Genomic DNA, 22818 nt, shown 5'->3' on the forward strand with positions numbered 1-22818 from the left:
AAAAGTTACATCCTGATATTTCGGCACAAAGGGCATTTTTACACCCATTTTTTTTATCAAATCGGGGATGGAATATCTGTACGACAATAAATATCTCGAATTACTATTTTTAGAGAAATATCCTTCAGCACCTGCTTCTACACCATTATAACCGGCTTGTAGCCAAAATTCTCGTTTTTTATTGTTTCCGCTTCGCATATTCAAATCGAAGATACCCGACAAAGCATTTCCGTACGGAGCGGGCCACGCACTTAGATGAAAGTCGGAATTTGAAAGCAAATTGGTGTTCAGCAGCGTTACTTGTCCGCCTGTCATACCAACGCCTGCATTAAAGTGATTAGGATTGGCTATTTCTATGCCATCGATTATCCATTGTACGCCTAAAGATGAATTTCCACGAATGATAATATCGTTACGAGAGTCGTTTACGGGAGTAACACCGGCAAAACTACGAACCATACGAGCCGGATCGCCTAATGAACCTGCAAAGCGATAAGTTTCTTCAACGCTAAAACTTCTTGCTCCGGCATAGCTTAAATTGTTGATAGGTCTGCTTTTATCGCGTCGAGCAACAATTTTAACATCTTCTAACTGAATAGACGTAGGGTGTAAAACAGCATCAATAATAACTTCACGTCCGGAAGTAACAAGCACGTCAAACTGCTTGGTTTCAAAACCCATGCAACGTATTTCAATCACTCGTCGTCCGGTTGGCACTTGAAACGAAAACTCATTTTTTTCATCTGTTATGGTTCCAATGGTAGGTTCGCTTCCTACAACTAAGATTGATGCACTGAAAACTTCGTTTTCGGGATCTATAGATTTAACGGTTCCTCTGACGGTTTGTGTGAACTGTTCTTGAGCAAAAGCTGAAAATGTTAGACAAAATGCGAACAAAAAAGCAAGTGTTTTTTTCATATAGTTATTAGTTTAATATTTAAGATTGTTACGGGTTACGGGTTACGGGTTGCGGGTTGCGGGTTGCGAGTTGTGAACCTAAATACTCCCGACTCAAAACTCGGAACTCGAAACTCTTAACTTCGTTTTCCCAACCCTAAAAAAATTGGCATGTTGATACATACGTCTAAAATTAGAGACCGCACAAAAATAGCCACAACTTGGTTATATGCTAAATTCTAAATATTAAGTTTGTGTGAATTTTATGTTAATTCCAATTTCAGTAGCTGTTTCATATCGTTAGTCAAGGGAAAATCAGGTTTTTTGTATCTTTGTATTAAGTTTATACTTAAAATTTGATTAACAAGATGAGAAAAGTTATTGATACGGAGAGAATACCTATAAAACTTTGGCTTGACGATGCTGACGAAAACACTATGCAACAGGCGAAAAACCTTGCTAATTTGCCTTTTGCTTTCAAACATATTTGTCTGATGCCCGATGCACACTCCGGCTACGGAATGCCTATTGGCGGAGTTATGGCAACCGATGAAGTTATAGTGCCTAATGCCGTTGGTGTTGATATAGGTTGCGGAATGTGTGCTGTTAAAACGAATTTAAAATTTACGCCGCGTATCCAAAAAAATATGAAAGATGTTTTAGGCGATATAAGGGATAGAATACCGGTTGGGCATAATCACAACAAAAAGGCTCAAGATGAAAGTCTTATGCCTCAAGGCTACGATATTGACAGCATGCCTGTAGTGAAAAAGCAATACGCTTCTGCATTAAAACAGATTGGGACGCTTGGTGGTGGCAATCACTTTATTGAAATTCAGAAAGATAGCGATAATATCATTTGGATTATGATACACTCGGGTAGCAGAAATATTGGCAAGCAAGTCGCCGACCACTATAATAAAATCGCGAAAAACTTGAACAAACTGTGGTATTCATCTGTTGACCCTAAAGCTGACTTAGCTTTTCTGCCTTTTAAAACCGAAGAAGCACGCAAGTATTACAACGAAATGAAATATTGTGTTGATTTTGCGCTTGCCAATCGTAAATTGATGCTAACAAGGGTACAAGAAGTTTTTGCCTATTATTTTCCAAAAGTTACTTATGGCGAAATAATAAACATAGCCCACAACTACGCTACTTGGGAAACTCATTTTGGCAAAAACGTTGTTGTACACCGCAAAGGAGCTACTTCGGCACATAAAGGCGAGTTGGGAATTATTCCGGGTTCGCAAGGCACAAAATCGTATATAGTCGAAGGATTGGGCAATCCTGAGAGTTTTGCAAGTTGCTCGCATGGAGCAGGTCGTGTAATGGGACGTAACGAAGCTATACGCAACTTAAACCTTGAAGAAGAGCAACGCAAACTTGACAAAAAAGGAATTTTGCACGCAATTAGAGGCAAAAGAGATTTGGAAGAAGCACCTTCGGCTTACAAAAACATCACACAAGTAATGGCAAACCAAGAAGATCTGGTTAAAATAATAGTAGAATTGTCGCCTTTGGCGGTTGTTAAAGGGTAATGGTTTAAAACAAGGGTTTGTGTGTATAAACGCAATTACCTAATCAAACAAATAATTACCCATTTTTCAGGAATTCCTTCAAAATAATAGACTTTGTCGCCGTAGGCATCATTATATCTTAGAGTTTGACCATCTAGGTAGTAGAGTTTTTTGCCATAGGCATCTTTTGAACGGATGGTTTTTCCGTCGAAATAATATAATTTATCGCCGTAAGCATCTCTTGAGCGAACTGTATTACCGTCAATATAAAACACTTTTTCTCCGTAGGAATCGGTTCTTCTTATTGTGTTTCCATCAAGGTGAAATAACTTATTTCCGTAAGCATCTTTCGAACGCAAAGTATTACCGTCGACATATGCAATTTTATCGCCATAAGCATCTCTGATTCTTACAGTTTGAGCATCTGCAATACCGAACATCAGCAATATGGTTGATATTAATATTAGCTTTTTCATTTTATTTTGTTGTTAGACTTTATATTTATATCTCGTTGTATTTTTATCTCCAATTTTTTCAATTATTCCATTCTTAACAGCAAAATTCAAATCCCGACTTGCTGTTGCCGGAGAAATTTCCCTAAAATTCTTCAAATAGTCTTTTCGTGAAAAGTAGTCGTTTTTAGCAATTGATTTGAATATATTAATCCTGTCAATATTCGTTAAATTGATATTTTGGATATTCAGTAATTCCTCTAGTGATTCAAGGATTATTGAAAGCATAAATTCAATGAACACAGTAGAATCACCTCTATCATCAGATTTTCCAAGCGATTCGTAATACTGTTCCTGTCTTTCTTTTATTAATGTCTCAATTGGTAAAAATTCAAAAACAGGATAAGAGTCTTTTAAAATCAGCGTTTGCCATAATCTCCCCATTCTACCATTCCCATCGATAAATGGATGAATAAACTCCACTTCATAGTGGAATACACAACTTTTAATTAAAACTAAATCTTCATCATTGTTTAAATAATCAAACAAATCATTCATTAAAGAATAGATCATTTCGCTTGGTGGAGCAATGTGAGCAACCTTAGAGCCCTTTATAATTCCGACCGATTTACTTCTAAGTTTTCCTGCCGATTCAATGAGTCCGTTCATTAAAATTCCGTGCGCCTCACAGAATGATTCAAATTTATAAGGATTCAAATTGTCTAAATAGTTATAAACTGCAATTGCATTTTTAACCTCTAATATGTCTTTTTTAGGTCCAATTACTCTTTTATTCTCTACAATTGCAGTTATTTGCTCAATGGTCAATGTATTTCCTTCAATTTCAAGCGATGAGTGAATTGTTTTAATTCTGTTTTTCTTTATTAATTCTGTTGGTGGTTTATTCAAATGTGCGGAATTTACTTCTCCAATTTTTTCCGAAATTGAAGCAACCAACTTTAAAATCTTTCCGGTTATTATGTATGGTGGTTTCATACGATTAAATTTTTCTTTTCAGTTGTCGTATGCAACTCCCGATGAATAAATTTAACCATTCACTTAGGTGTAATAATTGATTAAATTTGTTCATGTTCGTTTCATATATTTTAGTCTTGATAGTATCAAATGATACTATCAAAGATAATGGATTTATTTCAAAACGCATTTAAGTGACTGATTTTCTTCCTCTACTAAAATAAAGCCAAAAGTCTAACTTACGAAACAAAAATACAATATTTTTAAATACAAAACTGGCAATATTGCGTTATTTTACTATTATATTTCTTAATTGTAATCGTAAAAGCCGGTCTGAGCCAATATTTTTTAAACACCTTAATATTTATTAGCGGCTGCCTGACAGAATTGAAAAAAGTAGATTGCAACAGATTTTATTTACCACATACAGCAGATGAATTGTATGCATCCACTGTTATTGAATAAATAAGAGAGAAACTGCTTTGTGCAATCAAATCTTCACTGTAATTATCGTATTTCTTAACATTGAATATGTCGTCCTGTACTGATTTAGAATACCCAATGCAACGATTATCAGAAAACTTGATTAACACAGAGTCACCAATCATGTTTATGTTATCTTCATATTGAAAAAGTCCAACAGTCTCACTTTTAGTAGTATGAGATGTTATTTGACCGCCGTTCAATATTGTATAGCTTTTAATCTGAATTTTATTGGAGTTAAAAACCAATAATTCCAAATCTTTGCCGGAAGAATTTTTATAGATATAATCAATAGTTTTGATTTTATCTACTTCTTTTTTACAACTAGTTGCTACTAGTAAAGTTCCGAGACTTAGGATGCCAATAAGTAAAAGGACTCTCCAGATTGTTTTGTGTTTCATTGTTGTATAAGTTTTTAATGTTATTTTATATCATTTTATTTATTTGAATCGCCTTATTTACCACTTAAAAATTTAGTAATTGCATTTTTAATACTCTCAGCTTCACAAACAGATAATCCGTGTCCACAATCGCTTTGTAATAACAGCAATTCGGCATTTAACTCTTTTGATAACTCTATTGCCGGAATTGGAGTAACAAGGTGATCCTGTGCCGCTGAAATAATTAACACATCTGCTTTTATTATATTTTTAATGTTCTCTTGAGTGCAGTTGGAACTCTTATAGATATCGTGCTGTAATATTGTTTTGATGCCTGCCAGATAGTCCTTTGGGTTTACGCGTGTGGAATATTGTTGTTTGAGAAAAATATCGAGACTATCAGGATTTTGAGTTTTTGCAAATAATGTTGGTGTATTTATATTCATCAGGAAAATGTTATAAGCCAATTTGTAGGCAAAATCGAGTTTTTGCGGATCTTGTCCGGCTTCAGTTAATAGGTCATCCATTGTCTGCCAAACAAGCATATCGTACGATGACAGCTTTGGAGTACCAACCATTGAGATGGCTTTGTCCATAAAATCGGGATAAGCCACAGTCCATTCAAGAGTTTGCATACCACCCAACGAAATTCCCATCACCGCATAAATATGTTTTATATTGAGATGATTTACCAACAGCAGATATTGAGAATTGACCATATCTCTAGTTGTAATTGTGGGGAAATCTTCTGTGTTTGAAGGAGATGACGAAACGCCGTTGGTTAAAGCATCGACAACTATTATATACAAACCGGAAGTATCAATCAAACTGTTTGCAAAACTGTTATTAATATGCTCACTGGTTCCGGCAAACCAAGTAGGAAATAAAACTACATTATTTTTTTCCGCATTCAATTTTCCAATTGTCCTGTAACCTACTACACAGTCTTTGATGATATATCCATTGGTCGTTTTGAAATCGCCTATATTAACTAATTGTAAGTCAGATTGAGCATTGCTCGTGCATATCAATGACAAAAGAGCTACGAATAAAAAAAATGATTTTAAGTTCATGTGTGATTTTAAATTTGTTGCAACATCCAATTCACGAAACAAATTTACAATATTCGTAAATATTAAACTTAAAATATTGTGTTTTTATTTTTCGGTAAATAATATTAATCAAAGCATCAGACTTTCTTAAACATTAAGAGCATTAAGGAATTAAGGAACATTAAGATACTCTTAACGATGACTTAATGAATCTTAACTCCTTAATGGTTAAAAAAAATGCAGATTACAACTTTTTGCACCTCTATTTTATTAAAAATCCGATTGAAAATGCAAAGTTAGGTGTTACTACAAGTCCTTTTGGATTATAATCTCGTTCTGTTACTCCAATTTCATTCGGTTTTGTACTGTCAACTATTTTATCAGTTTTTCGTCTATAAAGCCAAAATGCAGGACCTATATAAAACTCCGATGAAATCCGTTTTGAAATATGAAACTGATAGCCAAATACAGGGATTAATTCAATCTGAAAAATCTTTATATCCTGAGTATTCAAATAATCACCATGAAATCCCACCATCTCAATATTCTTCATCATACTGTATTTTACTACACCCTGTGTTCCCCAATAAAATCCAAATGGAGCTTTCTTTTTACCTATATAATGTCTAAATCCAACTAAAATTCTATAACCTGTGCTTGGAGTAAATTTTCCAAAATTCCATTCACCACCATTGCTAAACCAAGTCCTATTTCGATACGTGAGGTCTATTTCGATTGAATTTTTTTGTCCTATCGGTTTTTCTATGCTGATGTTAGGATTGAGTCCAATAAAATCTTGAAGAGGTCTTGTTTTTATTAGTGTAGTGTCAGGAAACATACAAAATCCTATAGTTGGTATTAAGAGGAATAAAATTATACTAATAGTAATTCTTTTCATTTCTTATTATTTTTGAGTGTAGCGGTTGGCAATAAGAAGCTTAGGGTATTTCTAAGCGCATACCTTTCAAGTTACCAAGCCGTTTATTAAATGTTATTTCGTTCAAATTTAGCATCTTCCGTCCTATGTTTTTTATTGCGTGTTGTAGGTTATTTTCATCATTTGCTTACCGCCTGAAATATCGCCATCATTGCCATCAAGTCAAACAGGAAGTGTATTATCATATTTGGCAGTAATCGTTTGCTCGATACAAAAATTACTCCAAAAACTAATGCAAAAATAAAGTAAAAAAGAAACTGACCGTATGACGTTACGGATATTATCCCGTGGGTAAGTACAAAAGCTATTCCCGCTGGTATTATTGCTAGCCATTTGTTGATTCTTATGTCTATCAACTTCGTAATTGCGTAACCACGATAAACTATTTCTTCACAAAATCCTGCGGTAAAAACCGTTATGATAAAAAAGATTCTATGCGGTGTTGTTTTTGGAAAGAAGTTCGATATTCCCGCCAATTTATTTTCGTCTATCGAAACATATTTCAAAGACCATTCTGTGAAGCCAAGCACAAGCAATGCAATGGTCAGGTATGATAGTACGAGAATTATGGTCTTCTTTGTGTTTAACCCATAACCAATATCACGGAATGTTCTATTTTCATGTTTCAGAAACGCTTTGACTACGAAAACACTTAGCCAATGCAGAACAATTATTCCGCTCCAAAAAGGGATAAATAAATCGCTATTCCCTTTTACAAAAAGTTCGTTAGCCCAAGGTGTCAGGCTGTACATAAAGTAAATTAGCGGAAATCCGACTAAAACAATCAATAAATTTCTTTTAGACTTGTCCATTTTAGTTCGTTTTTTTTAATGACCTACAACATCCAATTCACGAAGCAAATTTACAACATTCGCATATATTAAAATTAAAATATAGTGTTTTTTCTCTTTTTAGTTATTGAAATTTCCCTTAAAATTTTTATAAATTTGGGTTAATGTTATATATTATATAGATACTATTTTTCCTTAAATGTCAGCAAGTTACATTCGGTAATAGTAGTTTTCTATTTGTTCCATTTAGGAAATTTCCCTGTTAGCTTAGCGAAATCTTTTAGCATTTCAACTTGTGCTTTTTTCTGTTCGCCTTCACCATTCACTACGTACCAATAGATGTCAAGTGCATCTGTTTTGTCTTTTAACAACTGATAAGTCCAACCTATTTTTCTTGAGTTTTTATCGTAGTGAATTCCATTTACAATCTCGTTAAATAATCCACCGGAATTTGAGTAACCAATATAAACCAAGTCAATTTTTCCGTTTCTCAATTCTATTACTTTAAAAACGCCATCTTTGTCCTTAGGCGCATTGCAGACTTTTTCTAATTCGTCGTGTGCTTCAAAAAAGAAATGGTCGTTGTCTGTGTAATTTTGGGGCTCTTGAAACATAATCTATCTATTTATTTGTTATTTCACTTAATATGTCGGCTGTAATTATTCTATGAGTATGAGAATTAATTGTTAGTCTGACATTTCTTTTATTGCTTGTAATCTAATCCACGGAACAAATTTACAACATTCGTATATATTAAACTTAAAATATAGTGTTTTTATTTTTCGGTAAATAATATTGATCAAAGCATCTGACTTTTTTAAACATTAAGGGCATTAAGATACTCTTAACGATAACTTAATGAATCTTAACTCCTTAATGGTTAAAAAATCTATCATATTCTCCGCATTTACATTTGGTCTGCTCCAATATTTTTTTCTTGTATTAGCGGATTGATATATCTGTCTTTTTTGCGTTTGTTTTTATATTGTATGGCTTTTTCCGGACAGCGATGGTAACAGCTCAAACAAGCAACACATTTATCGCCAAAAATAATCTCGCCATTTTCATATTTAATGTTATTTACAGGACAAATACGAATACATTTACCACAATCGGTACATTTTTCCGTTATTTTGAAATCCTTGACCAACTTATGAAAAATCTTACGGTTTTCAAGATGTTTAGGCGTCCATTTATCTTTTTCGGGCTTTGGAATTACAATTTCCTTATCTTCACGTATGACTTCAATAACAGGTTTTATACGTTTGGGTGCTTTACGTAAAACCATATTTATCAGAAACTTTGGTTGAGAAAAAGTCAATGTGTAAATTTCGGGCATCATTACAGCTTGAACCGAGCGGATATTAAGTCCTTTTTCTTTGCAAACCTGATAAGCATAATAAGGTGCAAATGCTTCCATTCCGCCATGATTAAGCACAATGTACAGCGGTTTAGATGTTTTAAGTCCATCTATAAAATTATAGACAAGTGTCGGCAAACCGAAACTATGTATTGGCGAAACTATAATGATTTTGTCGTAATTATTGACATCGTCCTTAAACTTGGGGATAAAGCGGATTTCGCCACCTAATTCGGCTTTTATTTGCTCTGCGATATACAAACTGTTCCCCGTTGATGAAAAGTAAAATATTCCGTTCATATTGCATTTATTCTGATATTACTGTTTTTTTTCTGCTTTTGCCAAATAAACAAAGACAAGTATTATTCCTATTACGTTAAGTCCAACTCCGCAACCTAATAAAAATCCCTGCGTAAAATCGCCAAAAGCTGTTGGCAAAATGTTAGTGAAAAAATCTTTCGACACGTATAGCACGTTTCCCAACACTATAAGCGTAATTCCTAATTTTAAATCTTTCATACGATAATTATTTGTTTTTATTTGAACACGTTAAACTCAATTTTATCGACTATTCCTTTGTAATACTCATAATCGCCTTCGGGCAGATTCCACATAACTTTTACCTTCTCGCCAATTTTTAAGTTGTCCTGAGTTTTGTAACTTTCTACAACAACCGAAAACTTGACTTTTTCGTATGTGTTTTTGCCTGTTGTAAAATATCGGTCGGATGTTTCAAAATGCGTAAAAAAACCGTAATCGTTAAAGTAAAATATTCCTGAGACTTCAATTCTGCCGTCTGAAAGTGTCCCTTTGACCGAATAATCGTCTATTTGCTCCCATTTTACATTTTCAGACAACAAATAACTCGGAATGAAAGCAAATTCGCAAAAAACAGTTATCAAAGCCGATTGTGCGACTTCTTTGCTGTTATCGAAAGCTACATTTATCAAATTCATCAGCTTAACTTTCATTTCCCCGTAGCCATCACGATATAAATCTCTTGCTGCAACAGGCATACCCGAAATTTTCATGTAGGATGTTCTTCCCAATGGTTTTACAGAATTGAACTGCGTTGTGTGAAGTTTTCTCCACTCCTTGTCAGGCGACATTTTCAACCAACTTTCTTCCCAATAAACATCGGCACAAACAGGGACAGGCGTATTAATGAAACCGCAAACGCGAATGTACTTTTTTAAAGGTTCGGGCAGGTCTTTTATCGACTCTTCGGAAAAAACTTCAACCTTGTGAACTTTATTCCTTTCAATAAACTCCGATTTTTCTTTTGTAAAAACTCTTTTCATGCTGGTACAACTTGTAAAGATTAACAATATTGACAATAATGAAACTATTCTTTTCATCTAAAATTTATTTTGTTGCTTGTCCTTCCATTTGAGCTTTTAAATTGAGCAAAACCTGAATGTACTCATCGGGCAAATCTGCATGTATATTGTGATAAGATTTAAAACCACCCACGTATTTACTTTTTGGCACTAAATCAACGACTTTTTGAGCATCTTTTTCGTCCATTGCAGCAAGTAAAACTCCGTTTTTATCGTAATATTCGGGTGCAGTAGCTTCATTTGGTGCTACATGCATCACAACAGTAGGCGATTGAATATTTGACAGAATTTCTTCAGTATCAAATCCTTCAAACCACGAAAAATCGTAAAAAGTTACTCCAAATCGCAAATCATATTTGCCGTTTCCGTCCTGCATGTTGGCATTTAAAGCATATATAGAGTTTATTCCCAACTTTGGCGGGAAATACCAAATTTTGGGAATTTCTCCGGGATGTTTGTCCAAATATTTCAGGGCGGGTTCTTTTATCACCTTGTCCCATGCTTGCGGACTTATAGTATTTATAACTTCTCGCATGTAGTTATGTTCCAACGAATATTCCATAAAACTGCCTATCTCATTTTGGTTAAGATATTCGTACATATTTTTAAATTCTAACCATGCAATAGTTTTTCCCGCTTTAGTGGGAAGCGTTGAAAAGAAAGGTCCGTCTTCCAACACGGTTGCTATAATATAATCGGGGGCTTTGGCAGAAACGTAAGCTGCAAGCAGGGCTCCCGACGAATGACCCGATATGTAAACCTTATCTTTTATAACATTTTCGATAAACCAAACTATATCGTTTCCTATTTCTACAGCATTATACTTTGCAGGATTTTTCGATGAATTTCCGTGACCGTAATAATCAAGTGCGAAAATGTGAAAATGTTTCGATAACTCCGGCAAAACTTTTGCGTAATCGTAGCAATTGACTTGCTGACCATGAAGCAAAAGAAGTTTTGGAGCATTATTAGGTCTTTCGATGTAATAAATTTCGGAGCCGTCATCTGATTTGGCAAAATTCTCGGTAAAACTTAGTTTATATCCTTTCTTTTTCAGAAAACTTTCGTTCAGATAGTCGTAATTCATATTTCTGTAAGCAAAAATACCGACAGCAATTAGTGCAATAAGTACAATTATTCCAATTACTATAATAACCTTAACTAATTTTTTCATATTTAATCAATAAGTTTTTCTTGTTTCCACTTACAGTATAAATAGATACACAAATAGTATCAATGCTTTTATATAATGTTCGCATTTAATATAAGTGCCGCAATCAATCCCATAAAATTAGCTGCCATGTGGGTAAGAATTGCGTAAGCATTGTTATCGTATTTCTCCTGATAATAACCTGCAATTAAACCAAGTACAGATGTCGAAATAAGGGTTCTAACCAAGAAAAAAGCACCTGCACCTGTTGATATTAAATTCAAATGCGCTAAACTAAAAGCAATAGCACCAATAATTACAGGTAAGCTAATATGCCTTTTAAAGATTTTTATTCCTTTGTTTTTCATCGGATTTAATATATTTTGAAGAAATCCACGAAACAAAACTTCTTCTACTACACTTGCGTAGATGAACACGAAAAGAAAAATCTGCAATGGCGACATCACACCAAATGCGTAATGCGATTCTGCATCAATTCCAAAAATCTTTCCTATAATAGTCATAAGAGCGTTGACTATTACGGCAGCCAAGAAACCGAAAAGCATTGGTTTTAGTGTCTTTTTGAACTTCGGTACTGCAATTTTGTAATTCACATGCTTTTTGAGACCGCAAATCAAAGCTATTGAAAGTATCAATATAAACGTCAAACCCCAAAAGGATTGAGGAAAAAATTCAATGTTAATTTGCAGTTTTCTACTAACAAATGACGATAACAGAAATACTATTGCTGTCAATAATATTCCCCAAATAAGTCTTTCACTGTTTTTCATTTTTCTGTTTTCCATAATATATTTTGTTTTATGATTAATATTCTTTAAAAATCAGACCCTTAAGGGGTTGTTGTTTTTACATTTTTGCTACCGCGGACAAGCAGCCAAATTGCAAATGTAATTTCCCAAAGTCCGCCAAGACCGAGAAAATACATACCCCACTCTTTTCCAAACAACTCCATAAGGTAGCCGAATGCAAAGACAGCGTATCCTATCACTCCCCAAATTGCCAACCAAGACGGTGCAATTTTGTGTTTGTACAAAGTTAAACACATTGGCATACTTCCAATTCCTAAAACCAACATTGCAAGAATATAGCCCAAATCGTTTGATACGCCTACGTTTAAGAGTATTGTTGAAAGAGATAAACCTTCAAATATTCTTGTAAAAAGGTAAATATTGCTGACTGTCGGGTTGTACAATCTTAGTGTTTTTCTAAACAAAATCCCAATAAACATTACCATTATCGAGTTAACGATAATTAGTATTGCTCCCAAATATTTTTCTGGATTATTTGAGCTTTCGTACAAATGACTTCCAAGACCGTAAGCTACAAAAGCCAACAGAAAGAAAGCTCCTATTGTCCGAGCATTATAAATTGTAACGGAATGGTTTTCGTTTTTCATTTCTTCAACAATTTTTGTGTTAACGATATCATTATCCTAAAAGAAATATCGGGATGTGCCGTTTGGTTTACTGTTCCGACGACGTAAAGTTTTTCTTTCGGGCAGTAAAATGCCAAAGCACCCGATAGCCCCGAGTGTCCTACAAAATACGGTATTGCACCTGTGGGATTGAAAATCCAAGGAATTTTGAACATATGAATACCAACACCTGCACGCATCGGCGGGAAAATTCTGTTCCAAACTTCTTGTATTTCGTCTATGTAGGATATTTTAAACAATTTACCTTTAAAAAATGCTTCAATAAAAACAAGCATATCGCTAGATACCGAAACAATTCCACCGTCTGCTCCAAAAGATGTCATTGCTTTAGGGATGTGCAACTCATTGCTTTTATAATACAGGTGCATTGGTGTTTCATCGTTTGCATCTTGGTAGAGATAGGTTTGTGCTAAGCCAAGTGGCTGAATAATACGCTCCTGACAGTTTTCGGAATACGATTTTTCGGTGATAATTTCGATGATTTTTCCTAAAATCTGAAAATTAGCATCCGAATATTTTGCTTTTCCTTTGGTTCCGGGTGCAAAAAGCGGAGACATTATCTTTGTCCTTTCTATTGATTGCTCAAAAGTCCAATACTGGTCGTTGCCTGCCATTAATTCATCTTCCAAACTTTTTCCTATTGCACCTTTGTCTTGAAAATAGTCGGGCAGCCCCGATGTGTGAGAAAGCAAATGCCTGATGGTAATTTCTTCGGAATAATCTTTTCCTTTGTAAACATGCAGTCCGGATACAATAGAAGTATCTAAGTAATTACTAATCTTATTGTCAAGGCTTAGCTTGCCTTCTTCTCTCAATCTCAAAATTATGGCAGTAGTAAACAGTTTTGTAGTACTTGCGATAAAGTAAGGTTTGTTTAATGTCAAATTGCCGGATGCTCCCTGCCAAGTAACATCACATTTTTTAATAGCAAAAGATGTCCCGAATACTTTTTTTCCATCAACCACCTTATCCAAGACAGTTTGTAGTGATTTTTCTTTTTCAGTTGTCATGTTTTATTCAATTTTTAATTTTTTTCAGACATGTATATTAATACTAATACAAAAATAGTTATCCTATTTATATGTTTGAAATAAAGGATATTAAGTTTGTGTTAAGATTTTAGTTTAGCAACTAATTGCTTTCGATAATAAGTAGATTCAACTATACTCAATAAAAAAATAATGCAAACAATGAAAGAACAGCTTGCTAAAAAGGCTGATTAGTAGCATTTTTTAATAAAACAAAAAAGGCTGTCTTCTTTCTGAAAACAGCCAATTTATTAGTCATAAAGTTATATTAATTTAAAAACATCTTTACATCTTCTTCAGGTGTTGTTATACCTCCTATTCCAAAATTATTGACTAAAACATTTGCAACGTTAGGAGAAAGAAATGCCGGCAAAGTTGGGCCAAGGTGAATGTTTTTAACATTAAGCGATAACAATGCTAGCAACACAATAACAGCCTTTTGTTCGTACCAGGCTATATTATATGCAATAGGCAATTCATTAATATCATTCAACTCAAACACCTCTTTAAGTTTAAGTGCTATTAGTGCAAGAGAATAGCTATCGTTGCACTGCCCTGCATCAAGTACACGAGGTATTCCTCCAATATCTCCCAACTGTAGTTTATTGTAACGATATTTAGCACATCCAGCTGTCAGAATAACCGTATCTTTTGGGAGATTTTCGGCAAACTCAGTATAATAATTACGATTTTTCATACGTCCGTCACAACCAGCCATTACAAAAAACTTACGTATTGCTCCAGATTTTACAGCATCCACAACTTTATCAGCTAAGGCAAATACTTGAGCATGTGCAAATCCACCGACAATCTCACCAGTTTCAATTTCTTTGGGAGCTTGTAAGCGCTTAGCATGCTCAATCAATTTTGAAAAATCTTTTGGCTTGCCATTTTTACGATCTTCTATGTGGGTAAAACCTGAAAATCCTGATGCTCCTGTTGTGTAAACTCTGTCGGCGTAGGTCGATGTAGAGCGAGGAGGGACAATACAGTTAGTTGTAAAAAGAATTACTCCATTAAAGGTTTCAAAATCCTCATTTTGATGCCACCATGAGCTGCCATAATTGCCAACAAAATGGCTATATTTCTTGAATGCAGGATAATAATGAGCAGGAAGCATTTCGCTGTGAGTGTACACATCTACTCCTGTACCGTTTGTCTGTTCTAGCAAATCTTGCATATCGCGCATATCATGACCGGATATTAAAATAGCAGGATTGTTACGCACACCTAGATTTACTTTTGTAATTTCCGGATTACCGTACGTAGTAGTATTTGCCTTATCGAGTAAAGCCATGGTTTTAACCCCATACTCGCCACATTTAAGCACAAGTGCTGTAAGTTCATCTGCAGAAAGGTCTTTTGTAGTTGCCACAAGAGCCTGTTGCATAAACGCATGAATATCGTCATCTTCATAGCCTAAATTAGATGCGTGTTCAGCATACGCTGCCATTCCTTTTACGCCGTAAATAAGTAATTCGCGTAGAGAGCGTATATCTTCATTTTCCGTTTTAAGTACACCCACGGTTGCAGCCTTTGCTTCCATCTCTTCAACAGTGTCGGCTTGCCACGTTGTGCAGTCACAGTTCGGACATGTGGCATCTAGTGCTCCTATAGATTTTAATTGTAAAGCCAGCTTATCGCGTAGTTTGATAGCAGCTCTTATACGTTCAACAAAACGCTCCTTATCGAAATTTGCGTTAGTTATTGTCATAAACAACGACTCCATAACAAAACGATTGGTTTCCTTTGAAATTTCAACTCCATTTTCGCGAAGTTTTAATGTGTTTCTTGAAATTCCTTTCAGTATAAATACCAATAAATCCTGAAGATTGGCTACATCTGCGGTTTTACCACAAACACCTTTAACAGTACAACCCTTATTTTGGGCTGTTTCTTGACATTGAAAACAAAACATGTTCATTTTTTTAAAATTTTTATAGTTAATATTTAGTTAATTAGTTATTATTTTCTTGAATTTTAAATCCAACTTTCTTCTTTTATTTCGCCTTGAACCCCTATAACAATTTTCTTGATTGGTACCTTTCGAGATGCATTTTCTGTAGCAGTTCTAACCAATTGTACCAGCCCACCACAACATGGCACCTCCATAATTACAACTGTTATAGTATTTATCTGAGCCAAGTCAATCATTTCGGTGATTTTTGCAACATACACCTCCTTATTGCTGTCGAGTTTAGGACAAGCTATTGCCAATGTATGATTACGAATAAATCTATCATGAAAATAAGCAAAGGCATAAGCCGTACAGTCGGCAGCAATAACAACATCAGCTTTTTGGAAAAATCCTGCCTGAGGATTAAGCAAATGGAGTTGCACGGGCCAATGTGTAAGCTGTGAGGTTATTGCTTGAGTTGGTGTAAATCCAACTCCAACCTGTGATGGTTTAGCAAAAGTACGTTCCATGCTACCAGGACAGCCACATGCCATTTTAGGTTTATTATTTACACCAGCTTCCCTTGTTTTAATTGAACTCAAATCACCTTTAATATCATTTTCTTTCATATAGTTGATAGCTTGCTGAAAGTATTCGGTTTCTCCATGATCTTTCAAGTGCTTTAAGTGCGCTAAAATTGTTGTTTCACCCTTGATAGCTATACGCTCAATTACAGCCCGTTCGTCATAAGGCTCTGCCTCTCTTTTTTCAATAGTAATAGCACCCACAGGGCAATCTCCTATACATGCTCCAAGTCCATCGCAATAAAGTTCGCTAATTATTATTGCTTTTCCGTCAATTAGTTGCAGAGCCCCTTCATGGCAACCCTCAACGCATACTCCGCAACCATTGCAAAGTTGCTCATCTATTTTTATAATTTGTCTTATAGCTTTCATTTATTATTAATTTTTTGCAAATATATTTGTCAGACAATTTCAAAGCGTAACATTTGTTACCAATATTAAAATAATTTTATATATCTTTGTAACAAATTATAAAACAATGAATAAAGACCTACTATATTTCTGTTCGTTTTGCCGAGATAAAACAGACGACGAGATTGCTAAAATTAAATGTACGATTGAGCATAGCAGAAAGACATATAAACGTGGCGAGTACGTCGCCTATCAAGGAGATGATGTATCGTATTTGTTTATGTTGACAAAGGGCAGTGTAAAAACTGAAATGGTTGCCGATTCAGGTTTGACCATTCCTATATCGGAAATATTTGCACCATATCCTTTGGCTGCAGCCTTACTTTTTGCCGATGATAACCGGTTCCCTGTAGATGTTATTGCTTTGGAAGAATGTGAAATACTGCGAATAACCAAGGATTCTGTTGAGAAACAGATGGCAAAATGTCCTGGATTTTTACGCGGATTTATGGCTTTTAACGCTAATAGCATTCAGTTTCTTTCAGAAAGGCTAAAGATATACGCACAAAAAGGTATTAAAGCTAAAGTTGCTTATTATATTTTAAAGCACTCCAAACAAGGTCGTTTTGAATTTGGGAAAAGTATAGCATCATTGGCAAGTTATTTTGGAGTTGAACGTCCCTCACTTTCACGTGCACTTTCCGAAATGTCACGCGACGGTATAATAGAATTTAAAAACGGAGCCGGACGCATCCTTGATTTCAATAAATTAAAGGAATTGATATGATGCCCATAAAAGTATCTTTTAATACTAAGAACTAGTAACGCTGTGCGACAACTTATATAATACTTGTGCAACTTTTAGTTCTTCAGGATCCCATTCAAAAAAACACTGCGTACAAGACCAAAGTACACCATTTTGGAAAGTATATTCCGAATTACATTTAGGACAAATAGCAGTTTTACCCATAATATTATAGTTATCAGTCTGTTAATAAATTACTGCAAAGATAAGGATAATATTGGGAATGGATGTTTTGAAAATTATTTAATAATATTTGGATAATTTAAAAGTTTATGTAATTTTGCAGTACAACTTCAAATTTGCATAAATATGGATGGTAAATTTATTAATAGAGATATAGCCGATGTAATGCTTGAAATGTATAAATACTTTCCGGTTATCACGATGACAGGACCTCGGCAATCGGGGAAGACTACTTTATTACGTAACGTATTTGACCAACTACCCTACTACTCGTTAGAAAATTTAGATATTAGGCATTTTGCACAAAATGACCCGATTGGGTTTCTTAGTCAGCACAAAGAAGGAATGATATTAGATGAAGTGCAAAATGCTCCTGATTTGCTTTCGTACATACAAGGTTTGGTTGATGAAAATAAGAAAAAGAGATTTATACTTTCGGGTAGCTCTCAATTTTCAGTAATAAAGCAAATTACTCAATCACTTGCAGGACGTACCGGTGTGTTGGAGCTGATGCCTTTATCGTACAACGAAGTTAAAACAAAAGCTGATGAAAAATCTTTAGATGAAATGCTATTAACAGGGTTCTATCCTGTGCTATATACAGGTGAGAACATTCCCAGATATTTCTATCCGTCTTACGTTAAAACATACTTAGAAAGAGATGTACGCGATTTGTTGCAAATAAAAGACATGATGCAGTTCTACACATTTCTAAAACTTTGTGCAGGACGTATAGGAAGTTTATTTAACGCTTCGGAACTATCCGGCGAAGTTGGCGTTTCGGTAAATACCATTAAATCGTGGCTTTCGGTTTTGCAAGCATCGTATATAATTAAGTTGTTGCCGCCTTTTTACGAAAACATAAGAAAAAGATTGACCAAAACGCCTAAACTTTATTTTTGCGATACAGGTTTAGCATGTTACCTTTTGGGCATTGAAACAGAGCAACAATTGGCTAGAGACAAAATGCGCGGACATTTGTTTGAAAATTTTGTTATAATGGAAGCCTTTAAAAACCGCCACAACCAAGGTAAAGACAGCAATTTATATTTCTACCGCGATAGCAATGGCGTTGAAGTTGATCTACTACTAAAAAACGGAAACGAATATTCGGCGGTTGAAATTAAGTCTTCACAAACCTATCACCCTGAATTTGAGTCAGGTATCCTTTCGTTAAGCACTTTGTTAGAAAACCGCCTAACTAACAAAGCCATTTTATACGCCGGCGATTTTGAAAACGAAACAGCAGATATTAAACTGTTGAGTTATAGGAATATGGGGCGGGTTGTTTGAAAGATTTGTAAATAATCATGCTTTTGTTTTTCGTTGGTTGTTTTTACTAAACTTTGCAAGTTGCGAATGTACGATCGTTTTAAAATTTAGTTTTTTCTTGTCATTGAGTATTGTATTGGTTATCGTGTAGCTGTTAATTAACAATTACATGCATTGATTAAAATTTGTAGGTTTATCTTCATTTTATAACCAATAACAGATGTGGTTGCGTTAGCACGTGATACTTGTAGCGTTTTCGCTAACGATAACGTTGCTCATATAACATAATTACACAGAAGTGCATTTTTATCACGACTCTTATGTTACTTATAGTCCGTTGTATGAAAACCGACAAACATATAATTCTGTAACGTAAATTTTGTATATGAATATTAAAGAAAAAATAGGATTAAGACTTCGTGAATTACGTACTGCAAAAGGTCTAAGTCAAGAAAAATTTTCGTTTGAGTGCGCCCTTGACAGGACGTATATTGCTAGCATTGAGCAAGGAAAACGTAATGTTTCGGTAGTTAATATAGAAAAGATTGCAAAAGCGCTTGATATGTCTGTTTCAAATTTCTTTAATTCACCAATTTTTCAATGATATTATATGATTAAAGTAAATGATTTTGTTTTTTTGACGGAGAAATACAAAGACATAGATAAAAATTCTGTTGGTTTTGTTGAAAAGGTAACGACTTCAAAAGCAAAGGTGTATTTTATTGGTAAAAATGTTGAAATAGATATAGAATTATCAAAAATCAGGTTTTTGGATGTAACAAAAACAGGGAAACCACATAAATATAAAATTTGCAATGTTTGCCATATTTTAAAAGAAGACTACAAAGACTTTGATATTAACCAAACTGATGCAAAAGGTAGAAAAACTACACGTCCTACGTGTACGAAATGTCGAAAAATCATTGATGGTGTAGCTATCAAACCTTCTGAAAAAAAGAGAATGAATGATATTAAACCTGATAAATTTTTCATTTGTCCGATTTGTAAAAAATCTTCAATACCGTTTATAACAGCCAATTTAGTCGTTGATCACGACCACGACACAGGAAACGCAAGAGACTGGATTTGCGATAGTTGCAACACGGGTTTGGGTCGCTTTAAAGACAGCATTGAGTTAATGCAAGAAGCTATTAAATATTTAAAAAAACACGCACAAGGTCAAAAAAGCTGAGGATGTGTCATTTCTAGTCTTTTGATAGAAATGTTAGTATATTCTTTAGAAATTTCCATTCCTAAGTAGTTCCTTTTGGTCAACTTAGCCATTTTACAGGTAGTCCCAGAACCGCTCATTGGATCAAAAACTAAATCTCCCTCATTAGTCCATGATAAAATATGATCACGAGCAAGTTTTTCAGGAAAAATAGCGGTATGTTGAAATGCAATTTTGTCATTTGTTGAACCCCCAAGACCAACAGCATAACTCCATATGTTTGTTAAAGTTTTTTCTTTTTTAAGTTCGGCAACAACTTTATTATTAATACCATCTGCTTTTTTGTTTGAAACCAATTTTTCAAATCCACTTCTGGCAGTTTTAGTTTTTAACGGGTTAAATGTAGCAACTTTATCTTTAGAAAATACAAACATAAATTCGTAACAATTGGTATAGGCGTTGGAACGCATAAATGGGGTATTCTTTTTCTGATAAATCATTACATCATGAACATTAAACCCAATTTCTTGAAAATATAGACATTGTCTAAAACTTGTTAAGCTACGATTTCCATTTTTAATTTTGTCACCTACAACCCAAACTACTACTCCACCTTTTTTCATTACACGATACAACTCTTTTGCAATATTCTCAAAATCAAACGAGTAACCATTATAGTCCCGTAAATCATCATAAGGAGGTGAAGTAACGACTAAATCAATACAATCGCTTGGCATCTTTTTCATTCCTACCAAACAATCAATATTGTATATTGAATTTATCTCGAATTCTCCGACTTTCATACATCAAAACTTTAGAGTTACAAAGATAGTAAAATTGTTTGAATTGACACTTATGATATGCATCTTTTTAATTAACCGCAAAATTAATTGACAATAACGTCGGGCTACAAGGCAAATTTACAACATTTAGGTTATAAAACCTCTAAAAATCAAATTAATTTCTTTTATTTTACAACCTACTTATCTATTCTCTTCAAAAACAAATCCCCAAAACCACTGTGCTTGCGGTGCAACAACCACACTACAATCAATCCAAAAACAAAGGTAGAAGTGCTTGTTTCAATCATGTGGCTTAGTCTTACGCTGGCTAAGGGCATTAGTGGGTTTGGTAAAATATGTCCTAAATGTGGTATGGCAAAAAGAAATCCTACCAACAATGCGGTTGCCCACGGTTTAACCTTTGAACCTATAATTATTGGCATTGATATTATTGCAAACAGAACACCTCTTATTAATTGTAGCAAAATCAAATCAGGTGTGTTGCGTATTGTGGCAAATGTGTGTGCGAAAAATGGTTCTATTTCGCCGGGACTGCCATAAAATGCTCTGAGTTCGGGGTTTTGCCATGCAATGTAATATCCTGCTAACCAATAAATAAGCATATATATAATTGCAATAACGCCAAGTTTTACCAAAAGTTGCTTAAATGGCATAAGCATATAACGTCTTTCAGCAACGACATCTCTTTTCTTCCATTTTTTGCATATAAGAATAGCTAGTGGAATGTAAATTATTGGTATAGACAAACCCATAATAAACAGACGTGGAAGTAACTCAGGCGAAACGGTTGTTTCGGTAAGGAAATACCATGTTTCAATTTGTGTGATAAATGTAAATGAACCGTAATAGGCAAAAGCCAGAGCTAATGCCAATCGCCAGCCATGCCAACGTGAAGAAAGTATTAATGCAACTATTAAAACCGTATTTATTACTCCTAGAACAAGCGTGCCAATCTCCTGACTTAGCAAACCCGGCTCAGAAACAGTCTCAGGCATCAGATTTCCTATAGCCATTGAGCCTAAAATCCAAATAGGGAAATAAAGAATTACTAATAGTATTAACCTTAAAGTCCAAGTTAGAGTTTTCTTTAAATTCATATTGTTTTGTCTTGAGTGGTGTTTCTGTACAAACGTACAATATTTGTAAGTTTAGAAATTATTTGGATGTTATTTTTTTGTTAATAATAACGCTCATTTCGACTACGCTCAATGAGCGGATTAACTGCGCGTTGAGCGGAGCCGAAACGCCCTACTCTATAACTTCCTTATTTTTAAAATTACTGAAATGGGTTTCATTCTGACATTTAGATAACTCATTCAACAAATTAGTCTCTCCTTTTATCAAAGCTTCTTTTTTGGCTCTACTCCATCCCTGCACTTGTTTTTCACGATAATATGCATCATCAATACGCTGAAATTCTTCATAATATACTAAACTAACAGGCAAATGTTCTTTGGTGAAATTTGCCCCTTCGCCAGCTTGATGTTGTTCTAATCTTAGTTCTATATCTGTTGTACTTCCTGTATAGTAAGCCCCATTAGAACATTGTAATATGTACATGTAACCTTTTTTCATTATCGTCTTCTTAATTTAGTTGTACTTTTATTAACGCTCATTTCGACACCTCGGTACTTCGGCTGCGCTCAGTAACCACCAGCTCGGTGGGCACTAGCTCAATGAGCGGATTTACTGCGCGTTGAGCGGAGCCGAAACGCATAGCAAATTACATTTATTTTAACCTCGCTCATTTCGACACCTCGGCTGCGCTCGGTGGGCACTAGCTCAATAAGCGGGTATTGTGCGTTGAGTATTCTAAGTTAAAAACAAATTATTTTTAAGTTTTTTTTAAAAATTTATCTTTGGTGTTTCAAACAGCCAGTCTATAGTACGGTTCATCTCGTTTTACTACGGCAAAAACACGATATACCAAT

At 34.6% G+C, this 22818-nt stretch carries 26 protein-coding genes; 5 read left to right on the plus strand and 21 right to left on the minus strand.

Annotated features, from left to right (window positions below):
- Positions 1-918 (minus strand): carboxypeptidase-like regulatory domain-containing protein (locus PHP31_07220; GenBank protein MDD3739068.1); only part of this gene is annotated, 918 nt, incomplete at its 3' end.
- A gap of 347 nt (positions 919-1265) precedes the next feature.
- Between PHP31_07220 and PHP31_07225 the strand changes: the two genes are divergently transcribed.
- The gene (locus PHP31_07225; protein MDD3739069.1) at positions 1266-2438 is read left to right on the plus strand and encodes an RtcB family protein; all 1173 of its coding nucleotides are present in this window, start codon (positions 1266-1268) and stop codon (positions 2436-2438) included.
- A 35-nt stretch (positions 2439-2473) separates the two neighbouring features.
- Here PHP31_07225 and PHP31_07230 read toward each other — a convergent pair whose 3' ends face one another.
- The 16 genes from PHP31_07230 to PHP31_07305 all read right to left on the minus strand — a co-directional run bounded on the left by PHP31_07230 (position 2474) and on the right by PHP31_07305 (position 16674).
- The gene (locus tag PHP31_07230; protein MDD3739070.1) at positions 2474-2893 is read right to left on the minus strand and encodes a hypothetical protein; all 420 of its coding nucleotides are present in this window, start codon (positions 2891-2893) and stop codon (positions 2474-2476) included.
- 12 nt (positions 2894-2905) lie between these two features.
- Positions 2906-3865 carry a Fic family protein gene (locus PHP31_07235; GenBank protein ID MDD3739071.1) on the minus strand — a complete coding sequence of 320 codons (960 nt, stop codon included), beginning with the start codon at positions 3863-3865 and terminating at the stop codon, positions 2906-2908.
- A 392-nt stretch (positions 3866-4257) separates the two neighbouring features.
- Positions 4258-4728: a hypothetical protein gene (locus PHP31_07240; protein MDD3739072.1), complete on the minus strand. Its 471-nt coding sequence runs from the start codon at positions 4726-4728 to the stop codon at positions 4258-4260.
- 53 nt (positions 4729-4781) lie between these two features.
- On the minus strand, positions 4782-5780 hold the full coding sequence (locus tag PHP31_07245; protein ID MDD3739073.1) for an alpha/beta fold hydrolase: 999 nt from the start codon (positions 5778-5780) through the stop codon (positions 4782-4784).
- Between the two features lie 241 nt (positions 5781-6021).
- Positions 6022-6657, minus strand: coding sequence for a DUF3575 domain-containing protein (locus PHP31_07250; GenBank protein MDD3739074.1), 636 nt, complete (start codon positions 6655-6657; stop codon positions 6022-6024).
- A gap of 158 nt (positions 6658-6815) precedes the next feature.
- On the minus strand, positions 6816-7508 hold the full coding sequence (locus PHP31_07255; GenBank protein ID MDD3739075.1) for a type II CAAX endopeptidase family protein: 693 nt from the start codon (positions 7506-7508) through the stop codon (positions 6816-6818).
- Between the two features lie 212 nt (positions 7509-7720).
- On the minus strand, positions 7721-8101 hold the full coding sequence (locus PHP31_07260) for a hypothetical protein (GenBank protein ID MDD3739076.1): 381 nt from the start codon (positions 8099-8101) through the stop codon (positions 7721-7723).
- Positions 8102-8394: 293 nt separating this feature from the next.
- Positions 8395-9147: an EFR1 family ferrodoxin gene (locus tag PHP31_07265; protein ID MDD3739077.1), complete on the minus strand. Its 753-nt coding sequence runs from the start codon at positions 9145-9147 to the stop codon at positions 8395-8397.
- Positions 9148-9165: 18 nt separating this feature from the next.
- Positions 9166-9366 carry a hypothetical protein gene (locus PHP31_07270; protein MDD3739078.1) on the minus strand — a complete coding sequence of 67 codons (201 nt, stop codon included), beginning with the start codon at positions 9364-9366 and terminating at the stop codon, positions 9166-9168.
- Positions 9367-9383: 17 nt separating this feature from the next.
- Positions 9384-10205 carry a hypothetical protein gene (locus PHP31_07275; GenBank protein MDD3739079.1) on the minus strand — a complete coding sequence of 274 codons (822 nt, stop codon included), beginning with the start codon at positions 10203-10205 and terminating at the stop codon, positions 9384-9386.
- Between the two features lie 7 nt (positions 10206-10212).
- Entirely contained in the window at positions 10213-11361 is a 1149-nt protein-coding gene (locus PHP31_07280) for an alpha/beta hydrolase (protein MDD3739080.1), read from the minus strand.
- A 68-nt stretch (positions 11362-11429) separates the two neighbouring features.
- A complete protein-coding gene (locus tag PHP31_07285; protein MDD3739081.1) occupies positions 11430-12143 on the minus strand; it encodes a CPBP family intramembrane metalloprotease in 714 nt (237 codons plus the stop codon).
- Positions 12144-12187: 44 nt separating this feature from the next.
- Positions 12188-12754 carry a DUF4386 domain-containing protein gene (locus PHP31_07290; GenBank protein MDD3739082.1) on the minus strand — a complete coding sequence of 189 codons (567 nt, stop codon included), beginning with the start codon at positions 12752-12754 and terminating at the stop codon, positions 12188-12190.
- Positions 12751-13803: a serine hydrolase gene (locus PHP31_07295; GenBank protein ID MDD3739083.1), complete on the minus strand. Its 1053-nt coding sequence runs from the start codon at positions 13801-13803 to the stop codon at positions 12751-12753. Before PHP31_07295 ends, PHP31_07290 begins: the two co-directional genes overlap by 4 nt.
- A 286-nt stretch (positions 13804-14089) precedes the next feature.
- Positions 14090-15739, minus strand: a complete 1650-nt coding sequence (hcp, locus tag PHP31_07300) for a hydroxylamine reductase (protein ID MDD3739084.1) — start codon at positions 15737-15739, stop codon at positions 14090-14092.
- Positions 15740-15801: 62 nt separating this feature from the next.
- Positions 15802-16674, minus strand: coding sequence for a 4Fe-4S ferredoxin (locus PHP31_07305; protein ID MDD3739085.1), 873 nt, complete (start codon positions 16672-16674; stop codon positions 15802-15804).
- 106 nt (positions 16675-16780) lie between these two features.
- Between PHP31_07305 and PHP31_07310 the strand changes: the two genes are divergently transcribed.
- On the plus strand, positions 16781-17440 hold the full coding sequence (locus PHP31_07310; GenBank protein MDD3739086.1) for a Crp/Fnr family transcriptional regulator: 660 nt from the start codon (positions 16781-16783) through the stop codon (positions 17438-17440).
- Positions 17441-17464: 24 nt separating this feature from the next.
- Here PHP31_07310 and PHP31_07315 read toward each other — a convergent pair whose 3' ends face one another.
- A complete protein-coding gene (locus PHP31_07315) occupies positions 17465-17623 on the minus strand; it encodes a hypothetical protein (protein ID MDD3739087.1) in 159 nt (52 codons plus the stop codon).
- A 144-nt stretch (positions 17624-17767) separates the two neighbouring features.
- Between PHP31_07315 and PHP31_07320 the strand changes: the two genes are divergently transcribed.
- The 3 genes from PHP31_07320 (at position 17768) to PHP31_07330 (ending at position 20105) form a co-directional block, all read left to right on the plus strand.
- Positions 17768-18934, plus strand: a complete 1167-nt coding sequence (locus PHP31_07320) for an ATP-binding protein (GenBank protein ID MDD3739088.1) — start codon at positions 17768-17770, stop codon at positions 18932-18934.
- A gap of 364 nt (positions 18935-19298) precedes the next feature.
- Positions 19299-19517 carry a helix-turn-helix transcriptional regulator gene (locus tag PHP31_07325; GenBank protein MDD3739089.1) on the plus strand — a complete coding sequence of 73 codons (219 nt, stop codon included), beginning with the start codon at positions 19299-19301 and terminating at the stop codon, positions 19515-19517.
- Between the two features lie 6 nt (positions 19518-19523).
- Positions 19524-20105 (plus strand): endonuclease VII domain-containing protein, encoded by a 582-nt coding sequence (locus tag PHP31_07330; GenBank protein MDD3739090.1) that lies wholly within the window; start codon positions 19524-19526, stop codon positions 20103-20105.
- On the opposite strand, the gene PHP31_07335 is transcribed toward PHP31_07330, so the two are convergent.
- The 3 genes from PHP31_07335 to PHP31_07345 form a co-directional block, all read right to left on the minus strand.
- Positions 20093-20887, minus strand: a complete 795-nt coding sequence (locus PHP31_07335; GenBank protein ID MDD3739091.1) for a site-specific DNA-methyltransferase — start codon at positions 20885-20887, stop codon at positions 20093-20095. The genes PHP31_07330 and PHP31_07335 overlap by 13 nt on opposite strands.
- A gap of 176 nt (positions 20888-21063) precedes the next feature.
- Positions 21064-21984: a hypothetical protein gene (locus tag PHP31_07340; GenBank protein ID MDD3739092.1), complete on the minus strand. Its 921-nt coding sequence runs from the start codon at positions 21982-21984 to the stop codon at positions 21064-21066.
- Positions 21985-22135: 151 nt separating this feature from the next.
- Positions 22136-22462 carry a GIY-YIG nuclease family protein gene (locus tag PHP31_07345; GenBank protein MDD3739093.1) on the minus strand — a complete coding sequence of 109 codons (327 nt, stop codon included), beginning with the start codon at positions 22460-22462 and terminating at the stop codon, positions 22136-22138.
- Between the last annotated feature and the right edge of the window lie 356 nt (positions 22463-22818).

The sequence above is a fragment of the Lentimicrobiaceae bacterium genome, from assembly GCA_028697555.1.
In the GTDB taxonomy this organism is placed as follows: Bacteria; Bacteroidota; Bacteroidia; order Bacteroidales; family UBA4417; genus UBA4417.

Coding starts and splice junctions, on each gene's coding strand:
- PHP31_07285 (MDD3739081.1), bottom strand. CDS start 12,143: ATGGAAAACAGAAAAATGAAAAACAGTGAAAGACTTATTTGGGGAATA.
- PHP31_07325 (MDD3739089.1), top strand. CDS start 19,299: ATGAATATTAAAGAAAAAATAGGATTAAGACTTCGTGAATTACGTACT.
- PHP31_07295 (MDD3739083.1), bottom strand. CDS start 13,803: ATGACAACTGAAAAAGAAAAATCACTACAAACTGTCTTGGATAAGGTG.
- PHP31_07235 (MDD3739071.1), bottom strand. CDS start 3,865: ATGAAACCACCATACATAATAACCGGAAAGATTTTAAAGTTGGTTGCT.
- PHP31_07260 (MDD3739076.1), bottom strand. CDS start 8,101: ATGTTTCAAGAGCCCCAAAATTACACAGACAACGACCATTTCTTTTTT.
- PHP31_07255 (MDD3739075.1), bottom strand. CDS start 7,508: ATGGACAAGTCTAAAAGAAATTTATTGATTGTTTTAGTCGGATTTCCG.
- PHP31_07270 (MDD3739078.1), bottom strand. CDS start 9,366: ATGAAAGATTTAAAATTAGGAATTACGCTTATAGTGTTGGGAAACGTG.
- PHP31_07340 (MDD3739092.1), bottom strand. CDS start 21,984: ATGAATTTAAAGAAAACTCTAACTTGGACTTTAAGGTTAATACTATTA.
- PHP31_07240 (MDD3739072.1), bottom strand. CDS start 4,728: ATGAAACACAAAACAATCTGGAGAGTCCTTTTACTTATTGGCATCCTA.
- PHP31_07320 (MDD3739088.1), top strand. CDS start 17,768: ATGGATGGTAAATTTATTAATAGAGATATAGCCGATGTAATGCTTGAA.
- PHP31_07280 (MDD3739080.1), bottom strand. CDS start 11,361: ATGAAAAAATTAGTTAAGGTTATTATAGTAATTGGAATAATTGTACTT.
- PHP31_07305 (MDD3739085.1), bottom strand. CDS start 16,674: ATGAAAGCTATAAGACAAATTATAAAAATAGATGAGCAACTTTGCAAT.
- PHP31_07315 (MDD3739087.1), bottom strand. CDS start 17,623: ATGGGTAAAACTGCTATTTGTCCTAAATGTAATTCGGAATATACTTTC.
- PHP31_07290 (MDD3739082.1), bottom strand. CDS start 12,754: ATGAAAAACGAAAACCATTCCGTTACAATTTATAATGCTCGGACAATA.
- PHP31_07225 (MDD3739069.1), top strand. CDS start 1,266: ATGAGAAAAGTTATTGATACGGAGAGAATACCTATAAAACTTTGGCTT.
- PHP31_07330 (MDD3739090.1), top strand. CDS start 19,524: ATGATTAAAGTAAATGATTTTGTTTTTTTGACGGAGAAATACAAAGAC.
- PHP31_07250 (MDD3739074.1), bottom strand. CDS start 6,657: ATGAAAAGAATTACTATTAGTATAATTTTATTCCTCTTAATACCAACT.
- hcp (MDD3739084.1), bottom strand. CDS start 15,739: ATGTTTTGTTTTCAATGTCAAGAAACAGCCCAAAATAAGGGTTGTACT.
- PHP31_07335 (MDD3739091.1), bottom strand. CDS start 20,887: ATGAAAGTCGGAGAATTCGAGATAAATTCAATATACAATATTGATTGT.
- PHP31_07275 (MDD3739079.1), bottom strand. CDS start 10,205: ATGAAAAGAATAGTTTCATTATTGTCAATATTGTTAATCTTTACAAGT.
- PHP31_07245 (MDD3739073.1), bottom strand. CDS start 5,780: ATGAACTTAAAATCATTTTTTTTATTCGTAGCTCTTTTGTCATTGATA.
- PHP31_07310 (MDD3739086.1), top strand. CDS start 16,781: ATGAATAAAGACCTACTATATTTCTGTTCGTTTTGCCGAGATAAAACA.
- PHP31_07265 (MDD3739077.1), bottom strand. CDS start 9,147: ATGAACGGAATATTTTACTTTTCATCAACGGGGAACAGTTTGTATATC.
- PHP31_07230 (MDD3739070.1), bottom strand. CDS start 2,893: ATGAAAAAGCTAATATTAATATCAACCATATTGCTGATGTTCGGTATT.
- PHP31_07345 (MDD3739093.1), bottom strand. CDS start 22,462: ATGAAAAAAGGTTACATGTACATATTACAATGTTCTAATGGGGCTTAC.